The sequence below is a fragment of the Streptomyces sp. NPDC003042 genome (genome assembly GCF_053591315.1).
Genome location: NZ_JBSFTP010000019.1, coordinates 1 through 23,538 on the forward strand (window position 1 = coordinate 1; position 23,538 = coordinate 23,538).

Annotated in this window: 19 protein-coding genes and 2 pseudogenes; 10 read left to right on the forward strand and 11 right to left on the reverse strand. The window is 70.9% G+C overall.

Annotation, left to right across the window (positions count from 1 at the left end; translation table 11 throughout):
* Window positions 1–969 precede the first annotated feature (969 nt).
* Window positions 970–2,451 carry a hypothetical protein gene (locus ACWDYJ_RS13040; RefSeq protein ID WP_451565582.1) on the reverse strand — a complete coding sequence of 494 codons (1,482 nt, stop codon included), beginning with the start codon at window positions 2,449–2,451 and terminating at the stop codon, window positions 970–972.
* A gap of 347 nt (window positions 2,452–2,798) precedes the next feature.
* The gene (locus ACWDYJ_RS13045) at window positions 2,799–3,458 is read right to left on the reverse strand and encodes a TetR/AcrR family transcriptional regulator (protein WP_451565583.1); all 660 of its coding nucleotides are present in this window, start codon (window positions 3,456–3,458) and stop codon (window positions 2,799–2,801) included.
* 171 nt (window positions 3,459–3,629) lie between these two features.
* Here ACWDYJ_RS13045 and ACWDYJ_RS13050 point away from each other — a divergent pair, with 171 nt between their 5' ends.
* Window positions 3,630–4,748, forward strand: coding sequence for a serine hydrolase domain-containing protein (locus tag ACWDYJ_RS13050; RefSeq protein ID WP_451565584.1), 1,119 nt, complete (start codon window positions 3,630–3,632; stop codon window positions 4,746–4,748).
* 57 nt (window positions 4,749–4,805) lie between these two features.
* Here ACWDYJ_RS13050 and ACWDYJ_RS13055 read toward each other — a convergent pair whose 3' ends face one another.
* On the reverse strand, window positions 4,806–5,066 hold the full coding sequence (locus tag ACWDYJ_RS13055; protein WP_451565585.1) for a hypothetical protein: 261 nt from the start codon (window positions 5,064–5,066) through the stop codon (window positions 4,806–4,808).
* A 138-nt stretch (window positions 5,067–5,204) separates the two neighbouring features.
* The gene (locus ACWDYJ_RS13060; protein WP_451565586.1) at window positions 5,205–6,107 is read right to left on the reverse strand and encodes a LysR substrate-binding domain-containing protein; all 903 of its coding nucleotides are present in this window, start codon (window positions 6,105–6,107) and stop codon (window positions 5,205–5,207) included.
* Window positions 6,108–6,217: 110 nt separating this feature from the next.
* Between ACWDYJ_RS13060 and ACWDYJ_RS13065 the strand changes: the two genes are divergently transcribed.
* The 3 genes from ACWDYJ_RS13065 to ACWDYJ_RS13075 are packed head-to-tail and all read left to right on the forward strand — an operon-like array spanning window position 6,218 to window position 9,113.
* The gene (locus ACWDYJ_RS13065; RefSeq protein WP_451565587.1) at window positions 6,218–7,408 is read left to right on the forward strand and encodes a four-carbon acid sugar kinase family protein; all 1,191 of its coding nucleotides are present in this window, start codon (window positions 6,218–6,220) and stop codon (window positions 7,406–7,408) included.
* The gene (gene pdxA, locus ACWDYJ_RS13070) at window positions 7,405–8,394 is read left to right on the forward strand and encodes a 4-hydroxythreonine-4-phosphate dehydrogenase PdxA (RefSeq protein WP_451565588.1); all 990 of its coding nucleotides are present in this window, start codon (window positions 7,405–7,407) and stop codon (window positions 8,392–8,394) included. The genes ACWDYJ_RS13065 and pdxA overlap by 4 nt, the downstream gene beginning before the upstream one ends.
* Window positions 8,395–8,438: 44 nt before the next feature.
* Window positions 8,439–9,113, forward strand: coding sequence for a HisA/HisF-related TIM barrel protein (locus ACWDYJ_RS13075; protein WP_451565589.1), 675 nt, complete (start codon window positions 8,439–8,441; stop codon window positions 9,111–9,113).
* Between the two features lie 491 nt (window positions 9,114–9,604).
* Here the strand turns inward: ACWDYJ_RS13075 and ACWDYJ_RS13080 are convergent, their stop codons facing one another.
* The 3 genes from ACWDYJ_RS13080 to ACWDYJ_RS13090 all read right to left on the reverse strand — a co-directional run bounded on the left by ACWDYJ_RS13080 (window position 9,605) and on the right by ACWDYJ_RS13090 (window position 15,318).
* Window positions 9,605–13,042 carry a hypothetical protein gene (locus ACWDYJ_RS13080; protein ID WP_451565590.1) on the reverse strand — a complete coding sequence of 1,146 codons (3,438 nt, stop codon included), beginning with the start codon at window positions 13,040–13,042 and terminating at the stop codon, window positions 9,605–9,607.
* A gap of 516 nt (window positions 13,043–13,558) precedes the next feature.
* Window positions 13,559–14,383, reverse strand: coding sequence for an ABC transporter permease (locus ACWDYJ_RS13085; protein WP_451565591.1), 825 nt, complete (start codon window positions 14,381–14,383; stop codon window positions 13,559–13,561).
* Window positions 14,380–15,318, reverse strand: coding sequence for an ATP-binding cassette domain-containing protein (locus ACWDYJ_RS13090; protein WP_451565592.1), 939 nt, complete (start codon window positions 15,316–15,318; stop codon window positions 14,380–14,382). Before ACWDYJ_RS13090 ends, ACWDYJ_RS13085 begins: the two co-directional genes overlap by 4 nt.
* Before the next feature lie 164 nt (window positions 15,319–15,482).
* On the opposite strand from ACWDYJ_RS13090, the gene ACWDYJ_RS13095 reads away from it, so the two are divergent.
* Together ACWDYJ_RS13095 and ACWDYJ_RS13100 are read left to right on the forward strand one after the other, a co-directional pair.
* Complete coding sequence (locus tag ACWDYJ_RS13095) at window positions 15,483–16,121, forward strand: PadR family transcriptional regulator (RefSeq protein WP_451565593.1); 639 nt, start codon at window positions 15,483–15,485, stop codon at window positions 16,119–16,121.
* Between the two features lie 68 nt (window positions 16,122–16,189).
* Window positions 16,190–16,396 carry a hypothetical protein gene (locus ACWDYJ_RS13100; RefSeq protein WP_451565594.1) on the forward strand — a complete coding sequence of 69 codons (207 nt, stop codon included), beginning with the start codon at window positions 16,190–16,192 and terminating at the stop codon, window positions 16,394–16,396.
* On the opposite strand, the gene ACWDYJ_RS13105 is transcribed toward ACWDYJ_RS13100, so the two are convergent.
* Window positions 16,393–16,647: a hypothetical protein gene (locus tag ACWDYJ_RS13105; RefSeq protein WP_451565595.1), complete on the reverse strand. Its 255-nt coding sequence runs from the start codon at window positions 16,645–16,647 to the stop codon at window positions 16,393–16,395. The genes ACWDYJ_RS13100 and ACWDYJ_RS13105 overlap by 4 nt on opposite strands.
* A 502-nt stretch (window positions 16,648–17,149) precedes the next feature.
* Between ACWDYJ_RS13105 and ACWDYJ_RS13110 the strand changes: the two genes are divergently transcribed.
* Window positions 17,150–17,641 (forward strand): SCO4225 family membrane protein, encoded by a 492-nt coding sequence (locus ACWDYJ_RS13110; RefSeq protein ID WP_451565596.1) that lies wholly within the window; start codon window positions 17,150–17,152, stop codon window positions 17,639–17,641.
* A 1-nt stretch (window position 17,642) separates the two neighbouring features.
* On the opposite strand, the pseudogene ACWDYJ_RS13115 reads toward ACWDYJ_RS13110, so the two are convergent.
* A pseudogene (locus tag ACWDYJ_RS13115) lies at window positions 17,643–17,827 on the reverse strand (DUF2000 family protein); the annotation flags it as partial.
* Between the two features lie 387 nt (window positions 17,828–18,214).
* Here ACWDYJ_RS13115 and ACWDYJ_RS13120 point away from each other — a divergent pair.
* Both ACWDYJ_RS13120 and ACWDYJ_RS13125 read left to right on the forward strand, forming a co-directional pair.
* Window positions 18,215–18,736, forward strand: coding sequence for an AAA family ATPase (locus ACWDYJ_RS13120; protein ID WP_451565597.1), 522 nt, complete (start codon window positions 18,215–18,217; stop codon window positions 18,734–18,736).
* A gap of 418 nt (window positions 18,737–19,154) precedes the next feature.
* Complete coding sequence (locus tag ACWDYJ_RS13125) at window positions 19,155–19,676, forward strand: hypothetical protein (protein WP_451565598.1); 522 nt, start codon at window positions 19,155–19,157, stop codon at window positions 19,674–19,676.
* A gap of 525 nt (window positions 19,677–20,201) precedes the next feature.
* Here ACWDYJ_RS13125 and ACWDYJ_RS13130 read toward each other — a convergent pair.
* The gene (locus ACWDYJ_RS13130) at window positions 20,202–21,446 is read right to left on the reverse strand and encodes a serine hydrolase domain-containing protein (RefSeq protein ID WP_451565599.1); all 1,245 of its coding nucleotides are present in this window, start codon (window positions 21,444–21,446) and stop codon (window positions 20,202–20,204) included.
* Window positions 21,447–21,813: 367 nt separating this feature from the next.
* Here ACWDYJ_RS13130 and ACWDYJ_RS13135 point away from each other — a divergent pair, with 367 nt between their 5' ends.
* Window positions 21,814–22,296 carry a hypothetical protein gene (locus ACWDYJ_RS13135; RefSeq protein ID WP_451565663.1) on the forward strand — a complete coding sequence of 161 codons (483 nt, stop codon included), beginning with the start codon at window positions 21,814–21,816 and terminating at the stop codon, window positions 22,294–22,296.
* Between the two features lie 233 nt (window positions 22,297–22,529).
* Here ACWDYJ_RS13135 and ACWDYJ_RS13140 read toward each other — a convergent pair.
* Window positions 22,530–23,482, reverse strand: a pseudogene (locus tag ACWDYJ_RS13140) (IS481 family transposase); the annotation flags it as partial.
* Window positions 23,483–23,538: the final 56 nt, after the last annotated feature.

The window sequence follows — 23,538 nt, forward strand, 5'->3', positions numbered from 1 at the left end:
AACGGCGGCGAGCATGGAACCGGCGACGCCCAGGGCGAGAGCCGAGCCCACGAGGGTCTTCTTCGAAGCGGCGATGCGGCGGATGACGGCGTTGGACACGGACTGACCTTCCGAAGGGAACAGGGACGGTCGCGGCATGCCGAAGACATGCGTGAGCCACTCACGCGGAGGAGAGGGATTCATCGGCGGCGGGTGAAGCACCCCTGCCGCCTTGCGACTCATCCAGTTCTACAGACGCCCCGACGGCCTGGCAACGACCCCTCTTACTAAGGACCTTCGCAGCCGGGGACCGCCGACCTCCTGGCGGACCCGGAGGGATCCATGCAGGTGGGAGCCGGTGCCAGGAAGCGGGATCGGGCCTTTCGGGATCTACTAGCCCGGTTCGTATGTGACGTGGGTCCTATGGGGCGGGTCACTCAGGGGCGCCCGAATCTCACTGAATGTCATCACTTGTACCCTTTTGAAAGGCCCGGCCGGTGTCGGAATTGCCCATGAATCGAAGGAAACAGGCGCGGTCGAAGCCTGCCTTCCTTGAGCGCCGCCGCACCCGGCGAGGCGGCCGGACACCGGCGACCCAAGGGAGTACCGCGACATCCCGCTGGTAGGCCATCATCGCCGGACGCCTGGCATGCGGGGCCTACCAGCAGGTAGGGATCGCACCCGACGCGTACTCCCGAGCTTCCGGCCCCTCGGGGGCGGTGAGAGGGCGCCCTCGCAGGCACGGTGGTGTTCGGGCAGTCCTCCCGACCCGAGCAGCGCCTGGCGTCCGCTCGCCCTGATACGTGCCCGCAGGTCGGTGAGGGCCGGGTGCAGCGGTTCGTGGTCATCATCGGCATTGAAGGCAGCATGCCCCCTGGGTACAGGTCGGCCGTCACGGCCTGGGGATTCCACGTCCATCGCCGTTCGGAGTACCGCTTCGTTGACCGACCCTGCTCTCAGGGTGCCGCAGATCATCAGGAACCGGCTGAACTACGTCTTCTCGGGGTCCTGCGGCGCCAGGGCCGAGACCTCGTACGCGAGGCTGGCCGGCACCGCGGCGTCCACCGCCCGGATCACCTTGCCGCACCCGCTGTACTTCTGGGGCGAAAGCTCCATCAGGCAGCCGGACGCCCCGAAGAGCGTGCGGTCTTCACCGTCCCGCTCCAGGCCGACGATCTCGTCAAAGCGTATTCGGTGCAGTCGCCCGTCCCCGTCGAGCTCCGCCACACCGTCGCCGGTCAGCACCAGCCGAGACCGGCGTGCCGCGCCGTACTTCGCGCGCGCCAGCAGCGGCGGCCGGAACACCTCGCCCGCGGGCAGCCCTCCGTGCTCCCAGCAAGCACCCCGAGGCAGCGGCCGTCCGTCCAGGGCAGCCAACCGGGGCTCGACATCCGGCGCCACGCCCAGCTGCGCGGTGGCCAGGGCTTGCGCGAAGCACGCACGTACGTCCTCGGGCACGACGGCACGCAAGGCGGCCAGCCGGGCTGCGGCGTCCCGCGACTGCAGTCCGAACAGCTGGGAGGAGGCCGCCCGGTCCAGCTCCGCCTCCACCGCGCGCGGGTCCTCGTAGCTTTCCCGGAAGCCCTCGATCTCCTCCTTGAGCTCGGCCTCGGTGGGCAGCTTCCGGCCCAGGCGCAGTGCTTCCTGCCAGAGCAGGTCCGCTATCTCGGCTTCCTGCCCGGGACGGGAGTCCAGTGAGAGCAGGTGGTCCAGGGTGTGCTCGTCACGCAGGCTTGACTCGACCTGGACCCCGTAGCTCAGGCCGCGGCGGTGCCGTGCGAGCTCCGTGAGCCGGTGCTCGAAGAGCGCGAGACCGAGAGCGGCGGCCGGTGAGCCCAGGGGCATGGTCAGGGCGATGGCGGCGCCCTCGATCGGCGCCTCGTCCCAGGACGCACCGGTACGTGCGGCCGGGGTCGTGCGTTGCGGCGGCCGGCCCTCGGGCAGTGGTAGCCGCAGGCCTTCGGGCGGAGGGCCGGTGAGTTGGAGGACGGCGTTCACGCGGGTGAAGTACGCGGCGGCGTGGGCCCGGACGGTGTCCGCGCAGAGCCGGTCGTAGCCGGGCCCGGTATAGGGCGCGAGGCCGGGCCCTCGGGCCCCGAACCGCTGGTTGAGCAGGAAGGCGGCGGCCGGGGAAGTGACCGAGGACGCCTCGGCGGTCAGGATGCCGGCCTCGTGCTGGATCCGGTCCAGCGGCAGGTCGGAAAGGGCGGCGCAGACCGCCGTCAGGAAGGCCGTGATCTGTTCCGGGCGTCCGGAAGCGGTGAAGCGGGTGGCTTCCAGGTCGACGGAGGCGTTGTGCTCGTGGTGCAGCCGGGGCAGCGTGCTCATCGCCAGGTGCTCGATGAGGTGGGTGACTCCGATGGTGCGGAAACTCTCGTCCCGGGCGCCGCACCCGAAGGTGAGCGCCGCGCTGAGGGAAGCCGGGCCCTGGGCCCACAGAACGGTGACACCGTCGACGGTCGTGCGCTGCATGGGCCCGATGTTACCGACAGGCTGCGCCGGGCCCGCGCCGGGCCCGCGCAACCGACCATTGATGGAACCGTGTTCGGGTGGCCGTGGCGAGACTGTGGGTGGTCGCGGGTGGAGCCATTCCGAACGGGGCGCCGGCAGCCGATCCTCGGTAGTTTCGGAGCGTGTGCGTTGATGCGTTCGCCGCTTCATGCGGGCCCGTGGGTTCAACCATCGGTCATGCAGACCGGCACGCGCCCCCCGGCCCTCGAAACAGCGCTGGGACGGTGGCTGTCCGGCCGGCAACGCACCGGGAAGGGCCAGGCCGGAGCGAGCTCGCCATCGTTTGCCGACGCTCCCGAGCCGGTCGGTCAGCTCGGGCAGATCGCTGCCTCGATGTGGGCGAGTTGGGCGGCGAGGATCTCTTCGAAGGCGGCGCGGCGGTCCGCCCCGAGGGGGCGGACGTCGCGGGCGAAGTGAGCCAGCGCCGGGAAGCGTTCGGGGTCGGCGCCGAGTACCGCGACGCGAAACAGCTCCATGCCCTGTTCGTACTCTTCTGGGGTGATGGTGCTGACCCCGGCCTCGGAGGCGATCAGCGCGGCGATGAGGACCGCGAGCCGGTGGTAGCGCGCCGGGATCTCCTCGTCGGGCAGCCCCGACGCGCGCAGGGCCTGCAGCACCTCTTCCAGGACCAGCCGGGAGCCGGCGCCGCCTGATGCGTAGCGTCCCCAGACCGCGGCGAGCTGGGGCTGCTGTCCGAAGGCCTCTCTCACGCGCAGGGCCAGGGCGGTGATGCGCTGCTTCCAGTCACCCTCGGGGCGGTAGCCGTCCATCGCGGCCAGGAGAATCCGGTCGGCGACCGCGCGCAGCAGTTCGGTCTTGCTGCGGAAGTGCCGGTAGAGGCTGGAGGAATCGGTCCCGAGGGCCGCGGCCAGCTTGCGCACGCTGAACGAATCCGCGTCGCTCGTGCGCAGCAGCTCCGCCGCCGCATCCAGGATCTCTTCGGTCGTCCAACGCCTTCGACCTGCCATCTTGCTCCTCTCGTCAGATCTCAGCCTACCTGTGCACTTGGTGTTGCACGCACCGCGTGCATAATGAGGACATGAGCATGCCGGGCGGGCCGGTATGCCACTCGTGCCCTGTTGTCCGGGTCAGGCGACCGATGCGGAGCTCACCCCGGGGAACACGAAAGGACGCATGACGTGAAGAACCCACTGGATTGCGCGGCGCTGAACGCCGCCATGGAGAACGTCCACCGCGCCGGGATGCCGGGCCTGTTCGCCGAGGTGCGAGACGGCGAACAGGTCTGGCGCGGCGCCGCCGGGGTCGCCGATGTCGCCACCGGCCGCCCCGTCACCGCCGACATGCGGCACCGCGTCGGCAGCATCACCAAGACCTTCACCGCCGCCGCGGTTCTGCAGCAGGTCGAGAGCGGTCAGATCGGTCTCGACGCGCCGATCGGCCAGTACCTTCCGAAGCTGGTTCCCGGAGCACGCGGTGACGCGATCACGGTCCGGATGCTGATCAACCACACCAGCGGCCTCGCCGAGTACCTCCCGTACGCCTACCCCTCCCTCAAGGGGATGCCCGTCGTCGCGGAAACCGGGCCCCAGAGCCTGGACGACCACCGGTTCACGCGGTTCGACCCCGTTGAACTGATCGAGATGGGGGTCACCGCACCTGCCGTCGGCGCCCCGGGCGGTACTCCGGGGGTGTACTCCAACACCAACTACCGGCTCCTCGCTCAACTCCTGGAAGAGGTGACGGGCACTGCGGCCGAGCGGTACATCACCCGCAACGTCATCGAGCGCGCCGGGCTCCGGGACACCGAACTCCCCGCCGGACCGTACGTCGACGGGCCGCACTCGCAGCTCTACGAGGCGTGGTTCGGCATGATCGACCCGCCGCGCGACTACAGCGTCTACGACATGTCATACGCGGGGCCGTCGGCCTCGCTGATATCGACCGTCGCGGACCTCAACCGCTTCTTCGGCCTGCTGCTGGCCGGGGAGATCGTCAGCCCGTCGTCGCTGGCGCAGATGCAACGCATCGGCCCGGTCATCTCCCAAGAGGGAAAGACGATCGACTACGGCCTCGGCCTGTACCCGATGGAAGGTCCCGGTCAGGGCACCTTCTGGGGCCATGGCGGCACGGTCTGGGGTGGTGGAGCGCTGGCCATGACCCGTGCCGACGGCAAGCGGCAGATGGCGGTCGCGGTGAACATGCAGAGGTGGAACAGGCTCGACTCCTCCGGCAAGCCGCAGCCCCATCCCATCGACGACGCGCTTGCGACTCTGTACCGCGTGGCGATGTACGGCTGACCGGGCCGGAGGGCGGCACATGGGAGGCGTTCCGTGTCGCACACCTACCCGCACCGGCTACGCCTGGCCGCTGGTGCAGCACGAACTGCCCACCGTGCACCAGCGGGTCCGTGACGCCTGGGATACCAGGAGCTCACCTCCGCCGACCACGTCCGCGAGCACCTGGAGCGGGCCGCGCTGCTCGTAGAGCTCGACGGTCACCTGTACGTGCGGTGCGGCGAAGTCGGTGACGACCAGGCCGCCCGCACCCGGGACGCGCGGCGGGCGCAGGCCGCCGTCGACCGGGGTGGAGGAGCGGAAGCTGTAGCGGCCGAGCACGTTGAGGTTCGCGTGCTTGAGCGGGGAGACGCGGGCGACGTCCTCGTCCAGGACATCGTGCTCGCGCTCATCGACGGGCAGGATGGCGGCACCGCGGCCCTCGGTGCCTCCGACCCTGGTCTCGGAGCAGTCCGGTGGTCACGCCTCATCAGAATCGGTTTCGAGCTGGGTCGTCCGGGTCCGCAGCCATGCCGTCAGCTGGCGGACGCGTGCGTCTTGCTCGGGTGGTTGACGGCTGAGGAGGTGGTAGCTGGTGCCGTCGGGGACGAAACCGAAGGGTGCGACGAGTTGTCCTCGCTCCAGGTCGTCGCGGACGACGGCGTACGGGGCGATCGCGACCCCGACGCCGGCCGCGGCAGCCTGGAGAGTCAGGTAGAAGTGCTCCAGGGTCTGCTGGGAGGCGGGCTCTGCTTTCATGCCGGTGATGCGTCGCCAGTCGTCCCACGCCTGCGGTCGTGTGTCGGTGTGCAGAAGGGCTGCCTTCGACACGTCGGCGGCGCCGGTCAGGCGGGCCGCGAGATCGGGCCGGCAGACGGGTCCGATCCGCTCTGCGAACAAGCGGGTCCGGCTCACCTTTTCGGGGAACGGGAAATCATCTCGGCGGATCGCGAGGTCGATGTTGTCCCGCTCGAAGAAGACGGGGCCGCCGCCTGCGGACAGGTGGACGGTGACGTCCGGCACGTTCACGGCCAGATCGGGCAGCCGGGGAATGAGCCACCGCATCAGGAGTGTGGGCTCGCACGAGAGGGTGAGCGGTCCTGCGGGTGTGCGGTGCGAGATCTGCCGGGCTGCCGCATCGATCTTATCGAGTGCGTCCCGGACGACGGCCGCCAGCTGGCGAGCCTCCGGGGTCGGGCGCAGGGCGCGTGTCTGTCGCTCGAACAGTGATATCCCAAGGGACCGCTCCAGGTTCTGGACCTGTCGGCTCACCGCGCCGTGCGTCACATGCAGTTCCTGGGCCGCCACGGTCATGCTCGCGTGCCGGACGGTCGCTTCGAAGGGCAGCAGAGCATTCAGAGGCGGAAGAGCCGACCATCGCATGCGTGAATTTTATTCACAGTTCTCGTGAGAATGAATCGTTTGTCCTGCCCTTTTGCCTGAATGACTATTGATCCAGTCACGAGAAACGCTGACCTATGGAGAGGTGGGGCATGACATTCCGCAACGACGTGCGGTCGGGCATCGCCATCCTGGCGGATGACCTCACCAGCGCCGGGGACGGTGCCGCGCCGTTCCGCCGGGCCGGCCACGATGCCCGGATCCTGCTCTCCACCCCGGCAGTGGTGCCGCGGCACGCCACGGGCGTGACCGCGGTCGACCTTGGGAGCCGCGCACTGGACGAGGAAACCGCCACCGCGCGTACGTGGCGGGCGGCGCGCCTGTTCGCCGACTCCGAGCTGCTCTTCAAAACGGTGGATTCCACCCTGCGCGGTCATGTCGCGACAGAGGTCCGGGCTGCGTGGGCGGGATCGCGGAGGCGGGCCGTCGTCATCGCTCCGGGCTTCCCGGCGGAGGGCAGGGTGACGGTGGAGGGAGTCCAGTACGTGCGGGGTGTACCGGTCCACGAGAGCGACTTCGCCCGCGACCCGGTACACCCCGTGCGGTGCTCGGACCTGGCGACGCTGTTCCCGGAGGCCGTTCTGGCCGGGCCGGACCAGGCGGCCGAACTGCCCGAACTGATCGACAGCGACGGCCTGATCGTCTACTCGGCCGCGGCAGACGGCGACCTCGACCGCCTGGTGGCAGCGGTGCCGCGCCTCGACGACGTGCTGTGGGTCGGCTCCCCGGGGCTGGCGGCCGCCCTGGCCCGAAGGTGCGCACGCGCTGGTGGCGCTGCTTCGGTGCCCGCGCCGGCCCGACGCCCACTGATCGTCGTCGGCAGCGCCAACCCGGCGACCCGGCGGCAACTGGCCGCGCTCCGTGCCCGGGTGGACGTCCAAGGGATCACCGTCAGCGGCGATCCGGGCACGGCAGTGGAGACGCTGAGCGGCCTGACGGCCCCCGTCCTCACCCTGCAAACACCTGATGAACGCTGTGCGCCACGGACCGCACGAGCACTCGCCCGCTCTCTGGCAGCAGTCGTCCAGGCGCTGGCCGAACAGCACACGGTCGACGCGCTCGTCGTCACCGGGGGAGAAACGGCCGCGACCGTGCTCCACGTCCTTGGTGCCACCGGCATCCGCCTGCTCGACGAACCCGAACCCGGCGTCGCCCGCGGAACTCTGCTTGGGCAGCTCCCCCTCCCCGTGCTGATCAAGGCGGGCGGCTTCGGCGACGACGCCATGCTCCTGCGCCTGTGCCACCTCATCCGACATCCCCTCGACCCAGGAGGGCACGCATGACCCCGATCGCCATCACCATGGGCGACCCCTGCGGAATCGGCCCCGAGATCACCCTCAAAGCGTGTGCCGATCCCCGGCGCACCGTGCCCGTCGTCGTCATCGGCGACGTGGACGTCCTCGCCCGCGCCGACAGGATCGCCGGCACGCACCTCACCATCCGCCCGGTCGCATCCGTCGACCAGGCGACGTTCGCGCCCGGCGCGGTGGACGTCCTCACCGAGAACGGCCTTCCGGCCGACCTGCCCTGGGGCACACTCGACGCCCGCGCCGGCGCGGCGTCCTTCCAGTACGTCCGCCGCGGTATCCAGCTCGCCCTGGCCGACGAGGTACGGGCCCTGGTGACCGCGCCGATCAACAAGGAAGCACTGCGCATGTCCGGCGTCCCCTACCCCGGGCACACCGAGATCCTCGCCGACCTGTCCGGCACCACGGACTACGCGATGATGATGGCCACCGACGAGCTGCGGGTCGTCCTGGTCACCGTGCACCAGTCGCTCCGCACCGCAATCGACGCGATAACCACCGCCCGCGAACTCGACATCATCCGCCTCACCCACCGCACACTCCAGCGCAGCGGCCTGCCCGCCCCGCGCATCGCCGTCGCCGGCCTCAACCCCCACGCGGGGGAGAACGGCATGTTCGGCCGGGAGGACGTGGACATCATCACCCCCGCCATCCAGACCGCGCGGAGCGAAGGCATCCAGGCCAGCGGACCCTGGCCCGCCGACACCGTCTTCATGCGAGCCCGCGCCGGAGCCTTCGACGCCGTGGTCGCCCAGTACCACGACCAGGGCCTGATCCCGATCAAGTACCTCGGGATCGAACACGGCGTCAACATCACCATCGGCCTGCCCTTCGTCCGCACCAGCGTCGACCACGGCACCGCCTTCGACATCGCAGGTCTCGGCACGGCCGACCACACCAGCCTGCTCACCGCCCTGCGCCACGCCGACCGCCTGTCCTCAGGGGCACCGGACCGCCCCTGACCACCGACGCGAATCAACCCCGGAACAGAGAGCCGAAGGACACCGTGGACTTCATCTTCATGCTCACCCGCGACGACCGCACCGTCACCGACTGCCTCGATGTCCTCGACACCATCACGGACCTCGGCATCGCCCACATCGGATTCAAAGACATCGGCGTCGACCGCGACACCCTCGCCCAACTCCACACCCGCATCAAGGACATGGGCGCCACCACCTACCTCGAAGTCGTCAGCACCGACCGGGACCAGGCCCTTGCCTCCGTACGGACAGCCACCGAACTCGGCGTCGACTGGCTGATGGGCGGTACCTGGATCGAGGAGACCCTCAACCTCCTGCACGGCACATCCATCGGCTACCTGCCCTTCGCCGGAGAACCCCTCGGGCACCCCACCCGCCTCGCCGGCAACCCGGACCGCATCGCCGACGACTGCCGACGGGCAGAGGCCGCAGGCTGCGCCGGCATAGACCTTCTCGCGTACAGAGCCACCGATGCCGACCCCCTCGACCTGGTCCGCGCCGCCCGCGCCGCCACCACCGGCCGCCTGGTCGTCGCCGGCTCAATCAGCAGCACCGACCAGATAGAGGCACTGGCATCAGCCGGAGCCGACGCCTTCACCATCGGATCCGCCGCCTTCGACGGCTCCCTGCAGCCCCACGCCGGAACCATCCGATCCCAACTGGCCCCCGTGGTCGGCCCATCAGGGAATCGGGTGTGATTTGGCCACCCCCGCACGGGACCCCACCGGACGCGGCCGCCCCACAACCTGAACCACCACAACAGGAGGGGCAGTATGAAGCCACCACGCCCACCTCGCCCACCTCGCCCACCTCGCCCCATGGTTTGCCGCTTGGCACTAGGTCCGGGCACGCCTTCCTCCGGGCCGCGACGCGGATGTACGCCATCCCGGCGGGCTGCCGTTTGCGGGCGCCGGCAATCGGTTGCCGCTACCCGAGGCATCCAGCGGCACTCCGCAGTAGCCGTCACGGTGGGTGAGCGGGGATTGGCGGCAATGCGAGGCGCTGGACGGATTCGGCGGGCCGCGTGTTCGAAGGCGGGCGGGGAGTCGATCGCGGAACTGGCGGCGTGGCTGGGCTTCTCGTAGGACACCGCCTTCCACCGGGCGTTCCGGCGGTGGACAGGGGCGACGCCGGGGGCGTACCGGATCGCCTCCGGCGGGTAGTTCCCGGTGCGCCCCGCCCTGAGGGTTCAGCTCCCGCCCACCTCCACCTCGTACGCGGCGTCCCGCACTTCCTGTTCGGGATGGTCGCGCAGGGCGAGAACGGCCCGGCGGCATGCGTCCGGCCAGCCCTGGCGCGCGCCCAGGGCCGCGCCGAGGGCGACCGCCAACAGGCCTTCCGCGAGGTCGTCCCCCAGGGCGGCGACGGCGGCGCGCACGGGCTCCGGGGCGGCCAGCGCCTTCCCGTACCGGTGGTCTTCGTTCAGGGCCTCGGCCAATTGCCCCGCGAGAACGGGACGCCCCTCGGCCGCGTGCGCGATCTCGCGCAGCGCCGCCACCAGGTCCCGCTCGGAGGCGGTGAGGTCGACCGCCTCGACGAGGAGCGAGGCCCGCATCGGTGTCAGGGCCGGTACGCCGGCCAGCAGGCCGGCCAGGGATCCGAACAGCCTGGCCGAGCCGGACAGTCTCTGGAAGAGGGACTCCAAGCGCCTCCGGGCCGGCAGGTCGACGCCCTGACCACCCCTGGAGTACGGCGACTCGCCCGCGGCGACGATCTCCACGAGGCGGGTGATGACCCGGTGCAGGAGGCTGCCCGGCTCAACCCCGCCCAGGGGATGGGGCAGGTCGGAGGCCGCGATGGTGCACAGGCTGTACTGGGCGCGCCGCCCGGCGTCCGTGTCCGCGGCGGCCGAAAGGTCGGTGCACCGATCGACCAGGACCGCCGTGGCCGCGGGTACGTAGCGGACCCAGTCCGCGAGGGCGTACACCGCCTCGGCGGCTGCCTCCGGGTGTTCGACGCGCGCCAAGCGGGCGACCAGCGCCCCGTAGTAGGCGCGGTGGGGCGCGGGGACGTCGAGGGGCGACCGGCTCAGAAATTCCTTCCATGCCGCCGCCGGGCCGTCGGCGGCCATCGCCTCCAGCAACTCCCGTGCAGCGGGCGCCGGGAGCAGGGAGGGTGCCAGGCCGATGATGGCCATCCGTACGTCGGGGTGCGTGTCGGGGTCCCTTGCGGTCGCGGCGAGCAGCACCGCGGCGGATTCCGGCGGCAGGTGCAGGGCCGCCAGGCGGGCCGCCGACTTGCGGACGGTCACCTTCACCCCGTGTTCGCGGGTCAGCAGGTCGCGCAACAGAGCGGTGACCAGGCTGGGGCGCGCGCGGTCCGCGAGGCGTCCTACGGCGGCCCAGGCGGTCGACGCCGCGTCGGTCCCTGCGTGGGCGAGGAGCCTCGCGAGGGCGTCGACCGGGGCGTCGCCCTGGCCCGAGGCCTCCAGCGCGGCACGGCCCAGCACCGGCGGGAGGCCGTCGGCGACGGCGTCGCCGCCGGGCTGCACGGAGGGCAGGTAGCGTCGGACGAGGGCCGGCCCGTGTTCCGGCACGCGGACCACGGCGCGGAGCAGTGCCGCGCGCTCGTCCAGGCCCCGACCCTCGTCGGTGACGGCCGCCCGGACGAGCCCGACCGCGGCCTCCTGCTGCCGGGGCGCCCATCGGTCGGCGTACCGGAGGTCGGGCAGTTCCCGCACCGTGCCCGGCAGCGGGAAGCGGCCCGGGGGCGGTGTCTCGACGAGGGCGTGGTCCAGGAGGTCGGTGCGTTCGGCGGCGAGCACGGCGAGCACCGGCGCCGTGAACGCCGCCGAAGGCTCCTGCGCCAGCAGCTCCGCCACGCGTTCCCCGCGGGTCGCCCGGTCGCTCAGCCACAGGGCGACCACCCGGGGGAAGTCCGTGTCCGAGCAGGCACGCAGGGCGCGGGCGAGCCGGTCCTGGAGCACGGGGAGCCGGTGTGCCCAGCGCCCCAAGGCCTCCGCCGTTGCGATAAGGGGCCCCACTTCGCCCCGGGCGGCGGTCCGGTCCAGCCATGGCAGAAGGGCTTCGAGGACGGCGCTCTCCCGTCCTGCGCGCAGGATGCGGTCCAACGTCCCGAGTTCCACGGTGCCGGTGTGCGCGATCAGCGCCTCGATGATGCGGACGGCGGGCGCCGCGGGGACCTCCTCGGCATGGCCGAGCAGCTTCAGGGCCAGGCCGCTCACCGTCGACCGGGTCGTGGCCGAGCAGTCCCGGGCGCGCAGCGCGTCGAGGCACAGCCGCTCAAACGGCCCGGCCGTCGAACCCGCACCGGCATCCGCAACCGCCACCGCAGTCGCCAACAGTGCCCCGGGCAGGCTTCGGAAGTCGTCCAGGACGCTCTCGCGCACCGGGTCGCGCTCGCTGGCCAGCCGGGCCGCGGCCAGGGCCATGACCTCGGCCACGACGGCGGCGTCCCTGGTGCGGGCGGCGTTGCGGGCGAGTTCGCTCCAGATCATCTCGCGGTCACCGGCGTCGCCGCCGGTGAGGCCCGCGAGCAGCTCCGGCCGGGCCCGCTCGGGCGGCAGGAGAGCCGCCGCCGACCAGAATTCCCAGTCCGTCCAGCCTTCGGCACGGCCCTCCTCGATCTTCGCGGCGGCCTCGGCGTACCGCTGCGGGGCGGGCAATAGGGCGAGCACGTGGTCCCGCAGCCGGGTCTCGCCGCGGCGCGGATCGACCGCGGCGACGGCTTCGGCGAACGCCTGTCGGTGGGCCGGGGGCACCAAGGTGAGCAGGGTGGTGAAGGCCTCCCGGTGGTGCCAGTGGGCGGCGAGGCGGGCGAGCGAAGGCGGTTCGGCGGCCGCCAGTTGCCGCAGGACCGCCCGGCTCGGGGTCCGCTCCCAGCGGTCGTGGCTGCGGTCCGGAGCGGCGAGCCACCCCGTGACCCGCTCGGCGTCGACCCCGATCAGGAGGGCCAGCCGGTCGTGCACCGGTCCGGGCAGTTGTCGCGGGCCGTGGCGTTCCAGCAGTTCGAGGACGCGTTCCGGCGCGGCGGGCACGGCGGCCCCGATGCCCGTGGCGTGCCGTGCCCACCAGGTGTCGCGCCATCGGGAGGGCAGGTCGGCGAGCTCGCGGTCCGCGTGGTCGAGCACGGCCCGCGGATGGCGTCGGCCCAGCCGTCCCCAGCCCTCGGAGGGGACCGCGGCAGCGAGTTCCGGCAGCATCCGCGCAGCGAACTCCATGGAGCAGCCGGGCAGCAGCCGGGCCGCGTCGCGGTCGCCGTACTCGGCGCGCAGGCGCGGGACGAGCCGCTCGGTGAGCTCGGGCCTGCGCCCCTCGCACAGCAGGCGTGCCAGGTCGGTGCGGATCGCGGCCGGAGCGTCGTCGAAGGCGGTCTCGATGGCCCCGTCGGGCACGGGCAGCAGCCGTGCGCCCCGCAGCGCGTAGCGGCGTACGACGGGATCCGGGTCGGCGAGCCGGGCGGCCAGGTGGGGTACGTCGCCGCCGGTCAGGGCCGCCAGGGCGGCGAGTCGGCGCTCGAACGGGCCGAGGGCGTCCAGCGTGGCCAGCAGGGGGGCCAGTTCACCCCGGTCGGCGAGGCGGCGGGCGGTGACGGCGGTGAACCGCAGCCGGGCGGCGTGCGAGAGCGGGGCCACGGCGGCGAGCAGGTGCTCGGCAGTATTGATCATTGCCTTCATTGTGCGGGCGGGGACCGGATACGTCCCAGCGTTTTTCGCCGCCCCCGGTCCCTTCGGAGAGCTCACGGGCCTCCTGCGAGGACGACCCGCATGTGGTCACCGCCGGCCGCGCAGTCTGGGAGCCTGCTCTGACACCCTCGCCGACATCGCAGTACGAGGCGGCCCACCACGACGGGTGGGCCGCTGTGGTCACCTACCTGCGGGCCGAACGGGCACTGAACACCGCCGAGGAGCGGGAAGCCCTCGCCGCGCAGCGGCGCCCCCGGACCGGACCAGCCCGCGTGGCTGATCGAGCGGGGCATCGGCGCCGCCCAGGTGCCGGGCACGCCTCACCGCGCGCGGACGACGGGTGCGCGGAGCGAGGTACGCCGGCGTCGTCCGCCTCGTTCGCGGCCTGCTCTGCGCGGTCTGCGGTGCAGCCGATACCTCGGTTGCACCGCAGACCGCGCCGGGGGCTCCGGACCCGGCCGGTCCAGCGAGCCGAACCGGAGGCCGGAGCCGGGTTCGCTAGCGGCTCAGGTCCCTGAACCGCTTCACTGCCAGCGGGCAGAACACCGCGATCAGGGCCACCGGCCAGGCCACCGCGAGCAGTTCCGCGTGGGTTGCGGCCCAGGAGTCGCCACCCGCGCCCGGGTTGCCGAACAGGCCGCGCACCGCGGTCGCCGTCGCCGACATCGGGTTCCACTCCACGATCGCGCCCAGCCAGGACGGCATCGATTCGGGCGAGGCGATGGCGTTGGAGAGGAAGCTGACCGGCCAGACCAGGATCTGCACCGCCTGCACCAGTTCCGGCTTGCCCGCGACCATCGCCAGGTGGATGCCGATCCACAGCATCGCGAACCGCAGCAGCAACAGCAGTCCCACCGCTCCCAGGAAGGAGGCGAATCCGTCGTGCCAGCGCCAGCCGATCGCGTATCCGACCGCGATCATCACGGTCAGGCCGACCGCCGACTGCAGCATGTCGGCGACGCTCCGGCCGACCAGGACCGCGCCGGAGTTCATCGGCATCGAGCGGAACCGGTCGATGACCCCCTTGCCGAGGTCCTGGGTGACCGAGAGCATGGTCGCCTCAAGGCCGAACGCCATGGTCATGGTGAGCATGCCGGGGACCAGGTAGGCCTTGAAGTCCCCATCGATTCCCTGTCCGCCACCGATCAGGTAGCTGAACATCAGCAGCATCATCACCGGGAAGACCAGCCCGACGACCACCTGAACGGGCTGCCGGGCCCAGTGCGCCAGCTCGCGCCTGGTCATCGTCCAGGAGTCGGCGGCCGCCCAGCTCAGCTTCGAACCCGTGGCGTGTGTCGTGCTCACGCCGTGCGTCGCACTCATGCGGCGTCCTCCTTCGTCAGGTGCATGAAGACTTCGTCGAGCGTCGGCCGGCGTACCGCGATGTCCTCCGCCCCGATGCCGGCCGCCTCCAGCGCCCGTACGGTCTCTGTCAGCGCGGCCATCCGGTCGCTGACCGAGGCGCTGACCAGCCGCCGGTCCTCGTCCACCACCGCGTCACCGGGCAGGAGAGAGGCCGCGCGGGCCAGCTGGGCCGTGTCATGCAGGACCACGTCGATGCGGTCGCCGCCCGTCTTGGACTTCAGCTCGTCCGCCGTCCCCTCCGCGATGACCTTCCCGTGGTTGATCACCGCGATCTGGTCGGCCAGCTGGTCGGCCTCCTCCAGGTACTGCGTCGTCAGCAGGACGGTCGTGCCGCCGCCGACCAGTGAGCGCACCGCGTTCCACACCTCAGTACGGCCGCGGGGGTCGAGCCCGGTCGTGGGCTCGTCCAGGAAGAGCACCTGTGGCTGGGAAATGAGCGAGGCCGCGAGGTCGAGTCGGCGCCGCATGCCGCCGCTGTACTGCTTGATGGCCTTGTTACCGGTGTCCGTGAGCCCGAACCGAGCCAGGAGCTCATCAGCCCGGGCGCCGGCGCGGCGCGCGCCGAGATGGTAGAGGCGACCGAACATCTCCAGGTTCTGGCGGCCGCTGAGCTCCTCGTCGACGGCGGCGTTCTGGCCGAGCAGCCCGATCCGCGAGCGCACCTCGTCGGCCCTGGTCCTCACGTCGAGGCCCGCCACCTCGACACGCCCCTCCTCGGGGCGCAGCAGCGTGGACATGATGCGTACGGCCGTGGTCTTTCCGGCGCCGTTCGGGCCGAGAATCCCCTGGACGGTACCGGCTCGGACCGTGAGATCGAGGCCGTCGAGGGCCTGCTTGTCCCCGTACTTCTTCCGCAGGCCTTCGACGACGATCGCCAGATCGTAGTCAGACAAAACACCCTCCCTCAGTCGGTGATCAAACTTGACTAGCGATCGCAAACTACGACGCCTCGGCCGATTAGTCAAACTTGATTACGTTGCGGAGGCACAGAGGACTGCGCGGCTAGTCAAACTTGCATAGTGATAGCCTCGTCAAAGTTATCCAGAGGGAGACGTTCATGTCAGCGATCCGGCTGCTGGTCCTCGGCGCGGTCCGCCAACACGGACGGGCGCACGGCTACCAGGTGCGCAACGACCTGGAATTCTGGGGCGCCCACGAGTGGTCCAACGCCAAGCCGGGGTCGATCTACCACGCGCTCAAGCAGATGGCGAAGCAAGGGCTCCTCCTCGCGCACGAGATCGAGCCGAGCACCGTCGGCGGCCCGCCGCGCGTCGAGTACGAGATCACCGACAAGGGCACAGAGGAGTACCTCACGCTGCTGCGCCAGGCCCTGACCTCGTACGACCAGAAGATGGACCTGCTCTCGGCCGGCATCGGCTTCATCGTCGACCTGCCGCGAGACGAGGCCGTCGCACTCCTCAAGGAGCGAATCAGAGGGCTTGAGCAGTGGCGGGCCGGGGTCACCGAGTACTACACGCCGGAGCAGGGGCCCGATCAGCTCGGGCACATCGGCGAGATCATGAACATGTGGGTGCACTCAGCCGACAGCGAAGCGGAATGGACGCACAGCCTGATCGGGCGCATCGAGGGCGGCGCCTACACCTTCGCGGGGGAGGGCGAACCCTTCGTGGGCGTGCTCGCGGACGATGAGGCGAACCCGTACGCCACGGGACCGCACCCTGAGGACAACCGCTAGCGACGCACCCTGGCGGCGGCGGCGTCGTCGATGTCGCCGCTCGATCCGACGTGCGGCACTACGGCGCCATGTACGACCACCTGCAGGCCCAGGCCCTGAACCCGGACCACACCCGCCGCTTCATCACCCGAGCCGCCCAGGAGCTCCTCGCCGGATCGCTGCCCTACCGGCCGTGTTCGCCGCACCGGCCGCAGGTCAACCCGGTGGGTGGCCCAATTCACCGCGGAAACGATCCCGCCGGAGACCTCCGCCTCAGCTCGGTCGTGCCGCCCTAGCCTTCGGTACCGACTTCGGTGACATCCTCGATCTTGTCGAGGACGCCGGTGACGAAGTCGGTGGCGTTGCCGACGGTTCCACCGACGGGAGCGCCGGCTTCCGGGAGGATGACATCGCGGAGGGCGCCGCTGAGGGCGGCACTAACGGCGTCACGGTCGGCGTCGCCGGGCCCTTCGGCTGCGGTGGCGGGTACGGCGGCCAGGAGGAGGGCGCCCGCGGTCAGGGCGACGGTGGTGAGGATCTTGTTCATGCCGGTTCAACGACACCGCCATTGTGCGGGCCCGGTGGTCCGGGAGAGTGGACTGGGGCGGACTCCGCCCACCCGCCCCGAACGGCCGTACTGCGACGCCTTCGACCAGCTGGTCCAGCAGGCAGGCGCTGCGGGCTTGCGGCCGGCCGTCTTCTTTCGCCGTCTGCTTCTTGGCAGGAGCCTTTGGCCGCCGCCGACTTCTCGGCCGTCTTCTCGGGGAGGTCGTGGACGGTGGCGTCGCCGCTGCCGGTACGTGCGGCCTTGGATCACCTTCTCCAGCGCCTCCTGGTACTCGTCGCGCAGATCCTCTCCAGAACTGCGACGACTGCGAACGGGCCTTCCCGGGCCACCGAACCGGGCTGCTGCCGCGACTGCCCGCCCGAGCCCCGTCGACGCCTCGGCTTGCGTAGGCAGGTGCGCACGCGCGCCTGAGTAGTCGTACTCAGGCGCGCGGGCTCCACCGTTCCGATACTGGCTGTCGGACGAACGGGGGGGGGAAGTCGTGAGACGACGTCGGTCAAGACTTGAAGTGTGGGTTCCGGCTGGCTACTTGGCCGTGGTGGTCGGGTTGTTGGTCTGGGTGGACGTGCTCGTCCGGACGGGGGACGCCGGGTTCGCCGGCATCTGGCCGATGCTGGCCACCGCACCGCTCAGCCTCCTGGCCATGGGGCTGATCCTGCCCGATCCCGAGTCGCTCGGCTTGCCGGAGGTCACACCGCCCGTCCACACGGGCCCCGTGCCACCTGAGCCCCAGCCCGTGCCCCTGCCCCTGCCCGGGGAGACGCCCGAGCCCGTGCCCCTGGAGCCACCCCCGACCGACTCGGGAGTGTACGACCTGCCCGGCGCCGAAAAACTGTCCGACACGTGGCTCGGATTCGGGTTCTACGGTGTGATCCTGACCTGCGCCCTGCTCAACGCCACGGCCCTCTGGGCACTGGTACGCGGCCTGACCGGTCTCATCGCACGCCGCCGACGGGACCCCGGACAGGCATAGCTCAGGGGCCCATGCGGGTTGTCGCGGTCGTTGCCCGGCCCGTGCACGCCCATCCCATCAGATCGAGCTGCCGCCCGCCCACGGCCCGTACGGCCGCCCGGTTGTCGCGGTCGTTGCCCTGGCGAACAGGTTCGAGGCGAAGACGGCGGCGGGCAGCGAGCGCGACAGCACGCGGTCGTGGGCTGCCGGCGTCGGCGCCGGGGTGGCCTCGCCTCGGGTGGGGTGCTGCCGGGGGGCGCAGGCCGCGATCGTACGGGTGAACCTGGACCGTGAGGACTGGCGGCAGGCAGCCTGACAGCCGTGCCAGGCGCGGCTGTGCAAGGCAGCCGCAGGAGCGAACCATGAGGCCAGGATGACCGATACCGACGGTGAGTGGCGGCTCATGAGCGACAGCGGGGGTTGCGACTGCTCGCGATAGTTGGCGGGTCGATGACGGCGGCTGATCAGGTCACTGCGACTCTTCGAGATAGGTGACACCTGATCCGGGTAGTTGACACCACCCTGAGAAACGCCGAAGCGGTACCGGATACCTGCTGTGCCCCGCCCGGCCCGCACAGGCTAGCGTTGGGTCCCGTGATCGTATGGCTCAACGGCACCCACGGCGCGGGCAAGACGACGACCAGTGCACTCGTGCAGCAGATGGTCCCGGATTCACGGGTGTTCGACGCCGAGAAGGTCGGCGAGACACTCATGGACATCACGCCGGGACTGCCCGGGACGGACAACTTCCAGCACTGGCCGCCGTGGCGGCAGCTCGTAGTCGAGACCGCCCACCGCGTACTCGACTACACCGGCGGCACTCTGGTGATGCCCATGACCGTCCTGGTCGAGCAGTATTGGCGCGAGATCAGCACGGGCCTCGCCCAACATGCCATTCCCGTACGGCATTTCGTCCTCCACGCTGACCAAGAGACCCTCCGCGGGCGCATCGAGGGGGACACTGTTCTTGGTCCCTCCCCATTCCGTCTCAAATACCTCGAGCCCTACGCCGAGGCGGCCCGCACCTGGCTACACGGCGAGGCCGAGGTCGTCGACACCACGCACCTCACGCCCGCCCAGGCCGCCCTGCAGATCGCAGAGGCCGTCAAGAGTTGATGTCCGCCCGCCAGACGCGAAAACAGGCGCAAGTGGCAACAAAGAACGAGCTTCTGGTGTCAAGCAGTGCGAACAGACTCAACCAGGGGCCCGCTCAGCCCGGCACCGCGGTGTCATCTACCCCGAAAAGTCGCAGTCACGTGGTGAGTGGTTGAGCCGGCGGCCTGAGCGTCGAAGTCGGCGGGCAGGCTCGCCGTCCGGACCGGCTGCTGCAATCCTCTGTACGCACTACGGCTCGGGTGAAACGGTGGGGGTGCTCATGCGATACGGATTTCGTACTGCTTTCGGTGCGGCGGTACTGCTCTTCACCGCCTGGACGGGCTGCTCGGGAGGTGCGGGAGGCTCGGGCGCGCCAGCTTCCTCCGACGCGTTCGTTTCCACGGCTACGTCGTCTCCCCCGCCTCCGGACCTGACCGAGGTGATCAATCGAACCCGTACCGCATTGATGGCGTCGGGTGCAGGAGGAGCCGATGCCCCCGGTGATCAAGGCCTGATGCTGGTCGAGGCGTGGCCGACCGGCGCTGCCTACACGTGGGAAACCTGGGACCGGCGGCTGTGCTGGGCCTCGGTCACCGAGGTTGGGTTCTCCGAGCGGGCCTGTGCCACGACGCCCTTGGTCGTCGAACCCTCAAGGAACGTGGATCCCCTCGCGACCCTCTTCACTGACGGCTGGGTCCGCCTTTTCGCCGCAGATCACCAAGTGGTGACGTCTGCGACCTGCGGCGGGGCACCCTTGGAAGTCCGCCGGGTCGGCACCATCGCAGATGGAGCCCGAACGCTGTACTCCGTGCGGTTCCCGGACTACACCAAGGGCAGTATCACGCTGTCGCTGAGCCACGACGGCACGACGTCCGAGGCCCCGTTTTTGCTCGGCGACGCTGGCGACCGCACCTGCGATGCGGCCTCCCAAGCGCCGCACCGAGTCAGTCCCGGCAGCTGAAGCACTCAGCCACATCACGACGAATTGCGAACAACTGCGGGTATCCGGCCGCGTCATGGCGGCGCGGGTGAGGCCGTGGAGAGGTGAGCACCGCTGCGGTCAGAATCCGCTCCGATTCGTGCGTTCTGGATGAGTCCGAGGTGCGCCGGACTCCGGCCGCGCAGGTGCGCGCTGCCGGCCGGCGGCCGGTGCGCGCACCTGATGCGGCCCGTGCGCATCCACGGTCCGTCGGCGCACCTGGTGCGCGTCGTCTCGTCCAGCACCGCGCACCGGGTGCGCGGCAGGTGGATGCATTGCATCGCGTCCGACGTTGCCGTGCGCTCCCCGGGCGATGTCGTGCACTGAGCCTCCGCCCACTTGAATACGCGGGTCAAAGGGCTCGTGTGACCGGTTCTCAGGGGGTGCCCATGCTGGTGGCGGGCAGCAGTCTGGGAGTAGATCGTCTGTCAGCGTCAGCGGTTGACTTCGAGGGTTGTCAGGACGAGCAGGGTGCGCAGGAGCTGGGTGGCGCGGGCGGGGTCGGCCTCAGCGGCGCTCGGGCAGGTCGGCCTCCGCCCGCAGGGTGGAGAGCATGCGCGGCGTCTGGGACGACGACGCCGCGGGCTCGCTCTTCTTGCCGCAGAAGGCCGCCTCCAGCGTCCCGCCGAGCGCCGTGTTCGCCGCGCCCCGGTTCGAGGTGTTCGCCATGGCGGAGAGCGCGCGCCGGCCGTCGCGGGTGGCGAAGGCGTACGTGTAGAAGCCCTGCACGGTGCCGGTGTGCCCGTACACCTGGGTGCCGCAGGACAGGTCGTAGCGGCGCAGGCCGAGCCCGTAGAAGCGGGTCTGGGCGGCGTCCGTAGGGGTGACCGTGGTCATGGCGTCCAGCATCCGGGGCGAGAGCAACCTGCCCCGCATCAGCGCGGTCGTGAAGGTGTTCAGGTCGGCCGGGTCGGAGATGACCGCGCCGGCCGACTGGGCCCAGGAAGCGGTCTGCTCCGTGGAGTCGACGAGCGGTTCCCCCTCCTCGTCGGGGTGGAGGTAGCCGCGCACGTGCGCTCCCCTGATCCGGGTCTCCGGGTGGACGTAAGAGGTGTGACGCAGCTTCAGCGGCTTGATGATGCGCCGCTCGTACTGCTTGGCGACCGAGGTCCCCGTGGCGTTCTCGATGAGCATGCCGACGACGACGAAGTTGGCGTTGGAGTACTTGTAGGCCACACCGGGCTCGGTGGTGCGGGGTTCGGCCAGCGAGAGGTCGACCAGCTCCTGGTAGGTGAAGACGCGGTTGCGCACGGCTTCGAAGCCGGGCACGGTCTTGGCGAACATGGCCTCGGTGTAGTCGGCCAGGCCGCTGCGGTGGCTGAGCAGGTGACGGACCGTGATGCGATCGTCGGGCAGCAGTCCGGGAAGGTAGCGGTTGACCGGTGCGTCGAGCTCCAGCCGTCCCTCGTCGACCAGTTGCAGCAGCACGACGCTGGAGAAGGTCTTGCTGACGCTTCCGATGCGGAAGCGTGCCTGGGTGTCCATGGCCTCGCCGGAGACGCGGTCGCGGACGCCGGCCGTGCGCGTCCGGACGCCGTCGGGACCGGTGAAGCGGGCCATCGCGCCCGGAGCGCCGTTGGCCATGGCTGCGTTCAGGGCCGCGGTCACGCCGTCCATGTCGGGGGCGGGGGAGGAGGAGGTGGCGGCGGGGGTCGCGGGGCCGGCGGGGGCCGTGGGGGCTGCCGGTGCCGCGGAGGCCGCGGTGGCGGGTGCGAGACCGCCGGCGAGGGCGGCGATCAGGGTGGCGCTCATGGCCAGACGTCGGTGCGTCGACAGGGGCACGTGACTTCCTCGTTCTCGACTCATCGGAAAAGCGGCACACGCGTGGGGTGTGCCGTGGGGGCCTGCGAGGAGCGATCACTGCGCGCTGTCCCGGATCCCCATGGAGCATGAGTGCCAACGCGTCACGTCGGTTCCCTGTCACGGGGCGCCGATATCCCGTCCGACAGGGTGTCAGGACCGTTTCCTGGTAGGTCGGCGGAGCGTCGCCGGGTTCGGGAGCGGTCCGGGCACAGAAGAACCGTCCCGAACGGGGGTGCGCCCGCTGGTCGTCCTCGCGCGCCGGGTGCGGTGCGTCGGCATCCTCCCGGTCGGCGTAGAGGTTCATGGTCGCCTTGGCGTGGTCGGTCGTCTTGGTGGAGGCGTCCTGGAGGCCGCGCAGCCGTTCGTCGGTGAGATCGAGGGCTTCTACGTCGGTACGCGACGCCTTCAGAGCGCGCAGCGCCGTCACGTCGATCCCGGACCGTGGCCCGGCCGCGGGCTCCTGGTCGTCGTGCTCGGCTTCAGGGCCCGGGTGCGCGAGCAGCTGCTCGGGCATCGTGGCCTGCTGGTGCGCGGTGGCGTCGTACGCCTGGCCCCGTGCGGCGCCGGTGATGGTGGTGCGCAGTTCCTCCCGCCCGGCTGCGCTGGCGAGGACGGCCCGGTCGTAGCGCAGCGGGACGCGGGGTATCTCCCACTCCCCCGGCGCCTGGTCGGCAGCCTGGTGGGCGGGCGGTGCGCCCGGGTCGGCCGGGGGGTGCGGGTCCGGGTCGGGTGCGACGGCGGGCGGGGGCCGGGCGGGCTGGAGGTCGGCCAGGGCCCATGGGCGGTGGAGAGGCGGTAGGCCGACATCCGGCCGCGCAGGGTCTTCGGCTCGCTGATGTCCAGGCAGTACGCGGCGATTGCGGCGTCCACGATTCTGTCGTCCAGGCCGGGTTCGCGACGGCGGCCGCGCGGCGCGAGGGCGAGATGACGGCGGGCTTCGGCGAGCAGGTGCCGGTTTTTCGGTGGAACCGGCCGCCGCCGTTCCTCACGAACACCATCGCGGTGACGTCGACGGCCGCCAGGGCGACATCTGTATTGACCCGCACGGTTGTTCACACGGCTGGTGGGTGGCTGGCCGTCGAGTGCGGTGTGGCAGTGGTGGTGGTGGTTGTAGGTGTGGAGGAAGTCTGCCGGGGCGGCTGTGCGTTCGTGGTTTGAGGTGTAGGGCCGCAGGTAGGCCCATTCCTCGGGAAGGGTTCGGTTGAAGCGTTCGACCTTGCCGTTGGTCCGATGCCGGTAAGCGCGGGTGAGTTTGCCGGTCGCGCCTAGCCTGTCGAGGGCGTCTTTGCCAGCCAGGCCCTTGCGGTAGGCCCCAGGCGTTGTCGGTCAGGACGTGTTCGATGCGGGTGATCCCGTGGTGGTGGGAGAAGGCGGCGGCGCGGGTGAGGAAGCCCGTGCAGGTCGCGACCTTCTCGTCGGGATGAGTCTTGGTGTAGGCGAGGCGGGTGTGGTCGTCGACCGCGGAGTGGATGTAGTCGAAGCCCATGCCGCGGACGGTCTGCCGGCGTCGCGGCCCAGGACTCGGTGGCCGCCGCCGTGGGTATCCGGCCGAGTTTCTTCACGTCCACGTGGATGAGTTCGCCGGGCCTCTCGCGTTCGTAGCGGCGGATGACCTGGCCGGTGGGCCGGTCGATCCGGGCGAGAGCGGTGCAGGCCGCGCAGGCCGCGCAGGGTCAGGATGCGGTGGACCGTCGAGGCGGGCAGTCCCGGTCCGATGCGGGCGGGCCCGAGTTCGCGTCCTGCCGCAGGCGGCAGACGCGTGCCTCGACCGCGGCGGGCGTGCGGTGCGGGCTGGAATGGGGGCGGCTGGAGCGGTCGTTCAGGCCTTCCTCGCCCTCGTTCCGCCATCGGCGCATCCACTTGTGGGCGGTGGCGCGGGAGATGCCCATCTCGGCGGCGACCTGGGCGACCGGGCGGCCGGAACGGACACGGTCGACCGGCAGCCGCCTACCGAAGACGGTCAGCCGGGCATTGCGGTGGGACACGAAGGCCTCCGTGCGGTGAGTTCCCAGACAGCTCCCACCACACCGGAGGTCTTCGC